This window comes from Microbacterium sp. HMWF026 (assembly GCF_003061325.1).
Classification (GTDB): domain Bacteria; phylum Actinomycetota; class Actinomycetes; order Actinomycetales; family Microbacteriaceae; genus Microbacterium; species Microbacterium testaceum_E.
The window spans coordinates 2533-11764 of the sequence record NZ_QAJB01000431.1; the positions used below are offsets into that span (position 1 = coordinate 2533).

Here is a 9232-nt window from a genome sequence, read left to right on the forward strand (position 1 = left end):
GCGACCAGGTTCTTCACCGGGGCCTGGCGGTGCGAGGTCCCGAGGATCGAGGCGCCGCGGGTGACGAGCGCCTCGAGCTGCGCACCGCGCACCTTGGAGGGGCCGCACCCGAAGCGGCCGTCGGCGGGCAGGAGATCGGCGGGGAGTTCCACGTGCGACATGGCTCGATTCTAGGGTCCGGTCCCGGACCCGCCCGCGCTCGTGTCGGAGGGGGTCGGTAGGCTGGGAGGACCTGCCGCGCGACATCGAGGACTGCTGAATGACCGACCTGATCGACACCACCGAGATGTACCTGCGCACGATCCTCGAGCTCGAAGAAGAGAAGATCGTGCCGCTGCGCGCCCGGATCTCGGAGCGACTCGGGCACTCGGGTCCCACGGTCTCGCAGACCGTCGGACGCATGGAGCGCGACGGTCTCGTCGTCGTGTCCGAGGACCGCCGTCTCGAGCTCACCGACGACGGACGCCAGAAGGCCGTCGACGTCATGCGCAAGCACCGGCTGGCCGAGCGCTTGCTCAGCGACGTGATCGGCCTGGATTGGGCGTACGTGCACGACGAGGCCTGCCGCTGGGAGCACGTCATGAGCGAGCAGGTCGAGCGCCGTCTCGTCGAACTGCTCGGGCACCCCACCGAGTCTCCCTACGGGAACCCCATCCCGGGGCTCGATCAGCTCGGCGACACCGCGAGCTCGACGTTCGACGACGGCGTCGTCGGCCTGGTCCGCAAGCTCACCGATGCGGGCGGACCGATCTCGGGCACCGTCCGTCGTCTGGCTGAACCGGCCCAGGTGGATCCCGAGCTGCTCCAGCAGCTCAAGGCCGCCGGCGTCCTTCCGGGAGCCCGCGGCGACTACCGCTTCAACGAGGGCTACGTGCTCGTGCAGATGGACGGGATCGACGAGGGGCTGGAGCTGCCGGTCGAGGTGGCCTCGCACATCTTCCTGGTCGCCGAGGACTGATCCGCGGCCGGGTGTTGGCTGTGCACCCCGACCTAAGCGTGACTTGTTCGTTATCTTCGGGTAGCCTCTGAGGGTCCACAGGCCAGAAGCCCGCCGTCGGACCCCTCGCGGTTTGCCTCTCCGGCTCGTCGTCCGCAGAGGGCCAAGCCCGCACATCGTGCCCCCAATCGAGTGCTGACGAGCCAGCGTCCCCGAAGACGCAGAGGCGCCGGAGGAACTTTGGCTGAACACAACGATCCCGCTGCGGGCCTACCCGAGGCTCCCGCGACGGGTCCCACCCGTAAGAGCACGCGTGCCGCCGTCGCCCGAACGGCGAGCGTCCCCGTGCCCACCGCGACCGCGGCGGTCACCCGCTCCGTTCCCGCATCCCGTGCACCGCAGAGCCGCCGTTTCGGCAAGCCCGTCCGCAGCGCGGTGATCCTCTCGATGGTCGCCGGCATGGTCGCCACCGTCGCGATCCCGGCCTACGCCGCGACGATGCCCGCCGCCGAGACGGTGACGCTGCAGCAGATGTCGGCTCCCGACAACCAGTCGCTCGTGGTCGCCTCCGACGCGACCGCCGAGACTCTCGACCGCAGCAGCTACTCGGCCACCACGGCTGAAGAGATCCAGAAGAAGAAGGATCAAGAGGCCGCCGCTGCCGCCGCCGCCGAGCGTGCCCGCGAGCTCGCCGCGAACGCCGCGAAGGCGTCGACCTCGAGTGGTCCCGTCAGCTCGGTCGACCTCAACATGACCGCGCCCGGCTCGGGCGAGGTGCGCTGGCCCCTGACCAGTTACACACTCGGCCGTGGTCTGTGGGACTCCGGCTACCACCAGGGCGTCGACCTGCTCGCCCCCGGCGGGCAGCCGATCTTTGCCGCCGCCGCCGGTGTCGTCAGCGTCTCGCAAGAGAGCTACGGCGGGTACGGTGTCGCGATCGTCATCGAGCACGTCATCAACGGCCAGAAGGTTTCGACCACCTACGGTCACATGACCTACGGCAGCCGTCAGGTGCAGGCGGGTCAGACCGTCGCCGCCGGTCAGCTGATCGGTCTGGTCGGTTCCACGGGAAGCTCGACCGCCAACCACCTGCACTTCGAGGTGCACATCAACGGCTCGGTCGTGGATCCCTACGCCTGGCTTCAGCAGAACGCGGGCTGAGCCCGCCACCGCGGACGGCGTGCCGGAGACGATCGTTCTCCGACACGCCGTCTGTCGTTTCCCCGTCGGCCCGACCCCGGGCGTGTCGCAGTGGGTTAGCCTGTCAGCGACGTCCGAAGAACCGGAGGGAAGCCGATGAACACCAGTCCGCGCATCCGCACCATGGATGCGCTCGGGCTGCTCGTTCTCCGGCATCGTGAGTTCGGATGCCGCGGCTTCGCCGCGACCTCCGAGGCGCTGTCTGTGTAGACAGCGCCTTTTTTCATGCCCTTCCGCGCCTGACGCCGTCGAACGTCGAACATCCGAGAAGCCGTCTCGGCCATTCGAGAGGAAACGGAATGCGCACACTGGTGCTGAACGCGGGCTACGAGCCCCTCGCGGTCGTGTCGTTCAAGCGAGCCCTCGTGCTCGTGATGAACGAGAAGGCCACCGTCGTCGAGCGTGTCGAGGAAGACCCCGTGTGGGCCGCCGCCGGCACCTACGACCGTCCGGCGGTGATCATCCTCACCCGGTACGTGCGGGTGCCCGGGGCGCGGCGCGTGCCGGTGACCCGTCGCGGCGTGCTGCGTCGCGACGCCCACCGGTGCGGATACTGCGGCAAGGCGGCATCCACGATCGATCACGTGCTTCCGCGCTCGCGCGGGGGCAAGGACACCTGGGAGAACCTCGTGGCCTGCTGCCTCGCGTGCAACAACATCAAGGGCGACCGCACCCCGCAGGAGATGCGCTGGGAGCTGCGGCTCGTGCCGGCCCCGCCGCACGGCTCGTCCTGGACGGTGCGCGGGGTCGACAAGAGCGACCCGCGGTGGGAGCCCTACCTGGCGCTCGCGGCCTGAGTCGGCATCCTGTCCTCTCCGCCCTCGAGGGGAGGGATGCCATCAGCGTGCGCGAATACGGGCGCCGGCGCCGATGTCGGAGGTCGATCGTATCTTCGACCCACAGGGATTGAGGGAATAGAACACATGTTCTAACCTGTGGGAGTGAGGGCGATCGTGAGAGACCAGGTACAGGCCGTACCCGACATCCATGCGCTGCGCGATCGCCTCGAGCGCATGCAGGGGCGGCGCATGGACGCCCCGGTGCTGCCGACCCATCCCGCGTTCTCGTCGCTGCTGCCCGGCGGGGGGCTGCGGTCGGGGTCGGCCTACGCGCTGGCGCGGTCGGCATCGCTGCTGCTCGCTCTCATGGCGCGGCCGTCGCAGGACGGCGCCTGGTGCAGCGTGATCGGCATGCCCGAGCTCGGCGCCGAGGCGGCCGAGAAATACGGACTCGACCTCGATCGACTCGTGTTCATCCCCGACCCCGGTCCGCGGTGGCTGGCCGTGACGGCGACGATCGCCGAGGTGCTGCCGGTCGTCGCGGTGCGTCCGCCCGCGGGATCGCCGGCCGCGCGCGCGGGCGCCGAGACCACGCGTCTGGCTGCGCGCCTGCGCGATCGGGGGTCCGTCCTGCTCGTGCAGGGGGCGTGGCCGCAGGCCGAGGCCGTCATCGACGTGGCCGATCCCCGATGGTCGGGGCTCGGACAGGGACACGGTTACCTCGCGGGGCGCGAGCTGACCGTGTCGGTCACCAGCAGACGATCACCGAACGCGCGGCGGGCGCGCATGCTTCTTCCCGCCGCCGACGGCACGATCGAGCTGCTCGGCGCTCCCGCCGAGCGCCTCGTTCCGCGTGATCGCGACGTCTACCCCGTGCGGGCGGTGGGCTGATGCAGGCGCCCACGCGCAGCCTCGTGCTGTGGTTCCCCGACTGGCCCATCACCGCGTTCGTGCGCGAGGCCGTCTCTCCTCCCAAACCGGATGCCGCCGTGGCGGTGTTCGCGAACAATCTCGTCGTCGCATGCTCGTGGGCGGCCCGCGCGCAGGGCGTGCGGCGCGGACAGAAGCGTCGGGATGCGCAAGCGCTGTGCCCCACGCTGCAGGTCGTCCCCGCCGATCCCGTGCGCGACGCCCGGGCCTTCGCCCCCGTCGTCGCCAGGGTCGAAGAGCGAGCGCCCGGGGTGCAGATCGTCCGCCCGGGACTGTGCGCGCTGCGTTCCCGCGGGCCGGCGCGGTACTACGGCGGCGAGGCCGAGGCGGCGCGCATGCTGATCCGCCTGCTCGACGACGACGGTTTCGCAGGCGTGCGCGCCAGCGTCGCCGACGGGGTGTTCACCGCCGAGCAGGCCGCGCGCACGGCCCCGACCGACGACCCGGTGCGCATCGTCGACCCCGGCGCGGCGGGGGCCTTCCTCGCGCCGTTGTCGATCGCGACCCTCGACGACGACGAGTTCGGCAGCCTTCTCTCGCGTCTGGGCGTGCACACGCTGGGTGATCTCGCCGCTCTGCAGGTCGAACGCGTCCGCGAGCGGTTCGGCGAGAGGGGGGTGCGTCTGCACGCGCTGGCCGGGGGTCTCGACTCGCAACCGGTGCAGCCGCGCACCCCGCCCCCCGAACTGCATCGTGACATCGCGTTCGAGCCGCCCCTCGAACTCGCCGACCAGGTCGCCTTCGGGGTGCGCGTGGCCGCCGAGGAGTTCATCGCCCAGTTGGGCGTGCACGCGCTGGTCTGCACCGAGCTGCGCGTGGTCCTCACGGGCGAGCGGGGTGAGCGCAGCGAACGCGTGTGGCTGCACCCCGGGGCGTTCGATGCGGCGGGTGTAGTCGATCGGGTGCGGTGGCAGCTCGCCGAAGACGCGCAGGGGATCTTCGGCAGCGGTGTGGCGGGGGTGCACATCGAACCCGAAGCGGTGGATGCCGCGGCGCACCACGCCAAGGGTCTGTTCGGTGCCGGTCCCGACGAGCGCGTCCACCACGCACTGTCGCGCGTGCAGGCCATGCTCGGTCATCGTGCCGTGGTGACCCCGGTGATCGGCGGTGGGCGCTGGCTCGCCGAACGCCAGGTGCTGGTGCCGTGGGGCGATCGGGCCGTGACGGCGAAAGAGCGCTCGCGGCCGTGGCCGGGCAGTCTTCCCGACCCCCTTCCCGCCACGGTATACCCCGAGCCGCGCCTCGTGGGCGTCACCGACCTCGCGGGGGCCCCGGTCACGGTGGGGGAGCGCGACGCGTTGAGCGCGCCACCCGCGGTGCTCGAGACGGCGGGCCAACGGCGCCGCATCCGGGAATGGGCGGGCCCCTGGCCCATCAGCGAACGCGGATGGGATGCCCTGCGCGCGCGCCGGGCGCACCGGTTCCAGGTCGTCGACGACGCCGGTGGCGCATGGCTGCTCGTGGTCGAAGAGGGCGAGTGGAGAGCGGAGGGACGCTATGACTGAGGCATCGGACCCGGCGCCGTCCTCGCAGGATCGGGCGGTGAGCTGATGGGCTGGACCAACCCTCCGGTCAAATGGTCGGAGCTCGAACGACTGCTCAGCGACGCCCGTCGCCCGACCGGCGCTCCGCCCAACGGCGACGGGGGCGACAGCCCGGCCTGGTCGCACAAGCGCGGCGCGTACGTACCGCCCACCATCGAGCGGCCCGACGACACCGTGCCCTACGCCGAGCTGCACGCGCACTCGTCCTACTCGTTCCTCGATGGCGCCTCGTCACCGGAGGAGCTCGTCGAAGAGGCCGAGCGACTGGGACTGCACGCCCTCGCCCTCACCGACCACGACGGGTTCTACGGCATCGTGCGCTTCGCCGAGGCGGCCGAGGCCCGCACGGTCAAGACCGTGTTCGGGGCGGAGTTGTCGCTCGGACTGCCCGGACCGCAGAACGGAGAAGCCGACCCGCACGGTTCGCACCTGCTGGTCCTCGCCCGTCGCGAAGAGGGGTATCACCGCCTGGCCGCCGCGATCACCCACGCGCAGCTGACCGGAGCCGAGAAAGGCCGCCCGGTCTACGACCTCGAAGAACTCGCCGAACGCGCCGGCGGTCCGCAGGACCCCCATTGGGCCGTCCTCACCGGATGCCGAAAAGGAGCGGTGCGGCAGGCGCTCGCCTTCGACGGGCCGGCGGGTGCCGCCCGAGAGCTCGACACCCTCGTCGACCTGTTCGGGGCAGAAGCCGTGTTCGTCGAGCTGATGGACCAGGGCGACCCGCTCGATTCCCGGCGCAACGACGTGCTGGCGGGCCTCGCGGCCGAACGCGGCCTCGCGACCCTGGCCACCAACAACGTTCACTACGCGGCTCCGCAGAAAGAGCTGCTCGCGGCCGCCGTCGCCGCGGTGCGGGCCAACCGCGGACTCGACGAGCTCGACGGCTGGCTCCCGGCCCATGCCGGGGCGCACCTGCGGTCGGGAGTCGAGATGGCCGCGCGGTTCCGCCGATACCCGGGGGCCGTGGCCCGCACCGTCGAACTCGCCGACGAGATCGCCTTCCCCCTGCGCCGGGCGAAGCCCGCGCTGCCGCGGCAGAAGGTCCCCGAGGGGCACACCCCCATGTCGTGGCTGCGCCACCTCGTCTGGCAGGCCGTCCCGCGGAAGTATCCGAACCTCTCTGACGACGACCGTCGGCGCATCGAGCGCGAGCTCGAGGTGATCGAGATGAAGGACTTCCCGGGCTACTTCCTCATCGTCTACGGCATCGTCGCCGAGGCCCGGCGCCGTGGCATCCTGTGCCAGGGACGCGGCTCGGCGGCGAACAGCGCCGTCTGCTTCCTGCTCGACATCACCGCGGTCGACTCGATCTTCTACAAGCTGCCGTTCGAACGGTTCCTCTCGAGCCTGCGCGACGAAGAACCCGACATCGACGTCGACTTCGATTCCGACCGGCGCGAAGAGATCATCCAGTGGGTCTACCGCGAGTACGGTCGCGAACGCGCGGCGCAGGTGGCCAACGTCATCCAGTACCGGCCCAAGAACGCCGTCCGCGACATGGCACGGGCCCTCGGGCACTCGCCCGGGCAGCAGGACGCCTGGTCGAAGCAGGTCGAGCGCTGGGGCGCGAGCCTCGAGACCGGCGCCGACCACGACATCCCCGACCAGGTCATCGAGTTCGCGTCCGAACTGCTGAAGGCGCCGCGGCATCTCGGCATCCATTCGGGGGGAATGGTGCTCACGGATCGCCCGGTCGGCGAGGTGGTGCCCATCGAACACGCCCGCATGGACGACCGCACGGTCATCCAGTGGGACAAGGACGACGCGGCGTGGATGGGACTGGTCAAGTTCGACCTGCTGGGTCTCGGCATGCTCGCCGCGCTGCAGTACTGCTTCGACCTGATCCACGACGCCACCGGCGAGCGGTGGGAGCTGTCGACCCTGCCCAAAGAAGAGAAGGCGGTGTACGACATGCTCTGCCGAGCGGACTCGATCGGGGTCTTCCAGGTGGAGTCGCGCGCGCAGATGGGGCTGCTGCCGCGTCTGCAGCCCCGCAAGTTCTACGACCTCGTCGTGCAGATCGCGCTCATCCGTCCGGGCCCCATCCAGGGCGGCGCGGTGCACCCCTTCGTGCGCCGCAAGCTCGGGCAGGAGCCCATCACCTACGTCCACCCCAAGCTCGAACCCGTGCTCGCGCGCACGATGGGGGTACCGGTGTTCCAGGAGCAGCTGATGCAGATGGCCGTCGCCGTCGGCAACTGCTCGGCCGAGGACGCCGACCTGCTGCGGCGGGCGATGGGGTCCAAGCGGGGGCTCGAGCGCATCGACTCCCTGCGCGAGACGCTGTACGCGGGCATGGCAGAGAACGGTCTGGTGGGACGCGTCGCCGACGAGCTCTACGCCAAGATCCAGGCGTTCGCGAACTTCGGGTTCGCCGAGTCGCACTCCCTCTCGTTCGCCCTGCTGGTCTATGCGAGTTCGTGGATCAAGCTGCATTATCCGGCGGCGTTCCTGGCCGGCCTGCTGCGCGCCCAGCCGATGGGGTTCTACTCGCCGGCGACTCTCACCGCCGACGCCCGACGGCACGGCGTGGTGGTGCGCCGGCCCGACCTGCAGCGCTCGGGCGTCGAGGCGACGCTCGAACCCGTCGACGAGGCGGCGGGGGCCGCGGGACGGGCAGAAGGGGATGCCGCGGCGGCCACCGGGCCGCAGAGGCGGCCGACCGGACGCGACGCGTGCGCCGACGCCCGGCAGCCTCCGACGGGGGAGTTCGATCCGCGCGAGCCCGACGAGACCCTGGCGCACCGCAGAGACGGAGGATTCACGGTACGGCTGGGATTGGCGGGCGTCACCGGGATCGGCGCGAAAGTGGCCGCCCGCGTCGTGGAGGAACGCGAACGCGGGGGCCCCTATCGCGACCTGCGCGACCTCGTGCGTCGCACCGGGCTCGTCACCGCCCAGGTCGAAGCTCTCGCGACGGCGGGGGCGTTCGAGAGCCTGGGGCACACGCGGCGCGAGGCCATCTGGCTGGCGGGGTCGGCGGCGCTGGACCGCCCGGAGTTCCTGCCCGATTCGCTCGTCGCGGTGCAGCCCCCGCTGTTCACCGACCCCTCGAGCTACGAGGTGCTCGCGGCCGATCTGTGGGCGACCGGTCTGTCCGCTGACGATCACCCGCTGGTCCATTTCCGGGCGGCTCTCGACGCGCGCGGGGTGATCACCTCGCGTGAACTGCGCACCTACGAGACCGACCGACGCATCGAGGTCGCGGGGCTGGTCACCCACCGGCAGCGGCCGGCCACCGCATCCGGGATCACCTTCCTCAATCTCGAAGACGAGCACGGCCTCATGAACATCATCTGCTCGGTGGGGGTGTGGAACCGCTACCGGCGCGTGGCGCGCGAGTCGCCCGCGCTGATCGTCCGGGGAATGCTCGAACGCTCCGTCGAGGGGGTGACGAACGTGGTGGCCGACGGATTCACCGATCTGCGGGTGGGGGTCGCCCACGCGTCGCGCGACTTCCGGTGACGTCGCTCGTGCTCACTAGACTCGGGCCATCTCGCCCGGTTCCGCATCAGACAGGGAAACGACATGACCGATTCACCCACTCCGCCCGACGGCTGGTACCCCGACCCCGCCGGGGGCGGCGGACTGCGCCGCTGGAACGGCACCTCGTGGACCGACGAAGTGCGCGCGCACGACGGCAGTGTCGTGGCGCCCGCCGTGCCCGCGGCCGACGAGCCGACGCGCGACGTCCGCGAGCAGCAGGACGAGGGACGGGATGCCGGGGGTTCGGCGGAGTCGACGGGTGTCGAACCTGCGGGTGTCGAGCCGGCGGGTGTCGAGCCGGCGGGTGTCGAGCCGGCGGGTGTCGCGCCGGCGGGTGTCGTACCTGCGGGAGT

General features: G+C 71.0%; 7 protein-coding genes and 1 pseudogene. 7 read left to right on the plus strand and 1 reads right to left on the minus strand.

Annotated features, from left to right (window positions below; genetic code table 11):
- Window positions 1-161 (minus strand): annotated as a pseudogene (locus DBR36_RS18620) (phosphoserine transaminase); the annotation flags it as partial.
- A 98-nt stretch (window positions 162-259) separates the two neighbouring features.
- Between DBR36_RS18620 and DBR36_RS15705 the strand changes: the two are divergent.
- From DBR36_RS15705 to DBR36_RS18625, 7 genes are all read left to right on the plus strand, one after another.
- Window positions 260-958, plus strand: coding sequence for a metal-dependent transcriptional regulator (locus DBR36_RS15705; RefSeq protein WP_108320649.1), 699 nt, complete (start codon window positions 260-262; stop codon window positions 956-958).
- 324 nt (window positions 959-1282) lie between these two features.
- A complete protein-coding gene (locus DBR36_RS15710) occupies window positions 1283-2098 on the plus strand; it encodes a M23 family metallopeptidase (RefSeq protein WP_243393048.1) in 816 nt (271 codons plus the stop codon).
- A 338-nt stretch (window positions 2099-2436) separates the two neighbouring features.
- Window positions 2437-2934, plus strand: a complete 498-nt coding sequence (locus tag DBR36_RS15715) for an HNH endonuclease (protein ID WP_108320650.1) — start codon at window positions 2437-2439, stop codon at window positions 2932-2934.
- A gap of 144 nt (window positions 2935-3078) precedes the next feature.
- Window positions 3079-3807, plus strand: a complete 729-nt coding sequence (locus DBR36_RS15720) for a hypothetical protein (RefSeq protein ID WP_375136090.1) — start codon at window positions 3079-3081, stop codon at window positions 3805-3807.
- Window positions 3807-5351: a DNA polymerase Y family protein gene (locus DBR36_RS15725; protein WP_108320651.1), complete on the plus strand. Its 1545-nt coding sequence runs from the start codon at window positions 3807-3809 to the stop codon at window positions 5349-5351. The genes DBR36_RS15720 and DBR36_RS15725 overlap by 1 nt, the downstream gene beginning before the upstream one ends.
- Window positions 5352-5396: 45 nt before the next feature.
- Window positions 5397-8858 (plus strand): error-prone DNA polymerase, encoded by a 3462-nt coding sequence (locus DBR36_RS15730; RefSeq protein ID WP_108320652.1) that lies wholly within the window; start codon window positions 5397-5399, stop codon window positions 8856-8858.
- 63 nt (window positions 8859-8921) lie between these two features.
- On the plus strand, window positions 8922-9232 hold a 311-nt coding region (locus DBR36_RS18625; RefSeq protein ID WP_258222908.1), incomplete at its 3' end, for a DUF2510 domain-containing protein.

Bases quoted from the DNA above. Each gene is read 5' to 3' on its own strand.
- DBR36_RS15715 (WP_108320650.1), top strand. From the start codon at position 2,437: ATGCGCACACTGGTGCTGAACGCGGGCTACGAGCCCCTCGCGGTCGTG.
- DBR36_RS15730 (WP_108320652.1), top strand. From the start codon at position 5,397: ATGGGCTGGACCAACCCTCCGGTCAAATGGTCGGAGCTCGAACGACTG.
- DBR36_RS15705 (WP_108320649.1), top strand. From the start codon at position 260: ATGACCGACCTGATCGACACCACCGAGATGTACCTGCGCACGATCCTC.
- DBR36_RS15725 (WP_108320651.1), top strand. From the start codon at position 3,807: ATGCAGGCGCCCACGCGCAGCCTCGTGCTGTGGTTCCCCGACTGGCCC.